The organism is Streptomyces niphimycinicus, assembly GCF_018883605.1.
Taxonomy (GTDB): Bacteria; Actinomycetota; Actinomycetes; order Streptomycetales; family Streptomycetaceae; genus Streptomyces; species Streptomyces niphimycinicus.
Window position 1 is genome coordinate 1 of the sequence record NZ_JAHLEM010001276.1, and the last position, 992, is coordinate 992.

1 pseudogene is annotated in these 992 nt (G+C 77.6%); it reads left to right on the plus strand.

The window, feature by feature from the left end:
• Positions 1–992, plus strand: a pseudogene (locus tag KN815_RS49325) (ATP-binding protein); the annotation flags it as partial.

Here is a 992-nt window from a genome sequence, read left to right on the forward strand (position 1 = left end):
GTCCCTCCGGCACCGTCCTGCCCGACCTGCCGATGCTGGAGCGCGACGAGGAGCGGGAGCGGCTCGCCCGGCTGCTCGCCCGCGGCCGCTCGGTGCGGGTCACCGGGCCCTCCGGCTCGGGCCGCAGCACCCTGCTGGAGGCCGTCGCCGCCGACTGCGAGCGGCTCGCGCCCGACGGTGTCGTACGCCTCTCCGGCTACCACCGCACCCCCGCCGACCTCCTCCACGACCTCTATGCCGCCGTCTTCGACGCCCCGCTGTACCGCCCCGAGCGCGCGGAGCTGCTGGAGGCGGTCCAGGGGGTCGGCGCGGTCGTCGTCCTCGACGACATCGACTTCGGCGGCGCCGCGCTGGACGAGTTCCTCGACGCGACCCCCGAATGCGCGTTCCTGATCTCCGCCACCCCCGATGTCCCGGCGCCGTCCGCCGACTCCCACCTCGAAGAGGTCTTCCTCTCCGGGCTCAGCCGTACGGCCGGTCTGGAGCTGCTGGCGCGGGCCGCACGACGGCCCCTGGCGGAGGACGAGGCGAGCTGGGCGGCGGACCTGTGGTTCGAGTCCGAGGGGCTGCCGCTGCGCTTCGTCCAGGCGGGCGCGCTGCTGCGGCAGCGCGACGCCCTGCGCGACGACCCCGCCGCGCGGGAGGCGGGCGGGGGACAGGACGTCCCGCTGCCCTCGATCGCCGAGGCGGCGTCCCCCGCCGCGCTGCTCGCCGGACGGCTGAGCGAGGCGGCCCACGACGCCCTGCGGTTCGCGGTCGCGCTCGGCGGCGAATGCCCGCACCAGGTGCATCTGCGCGCGCTGTCCGCGGACACCCACGCGGACGCGGCCCTCGGCGAGCTGCTCGGCTGCGGCCTCGTCACCGCGGCCGGGGCGCACCACCGGCTGGCCGCGCGCGTCACCGACCAGCTCGCGGAGGAGGGCTACGCCGACGCGGACGCCGGACGCGCCCACGCCGTCGCCGGGCACTACGCCTGGTGGGCCGGCCACCCC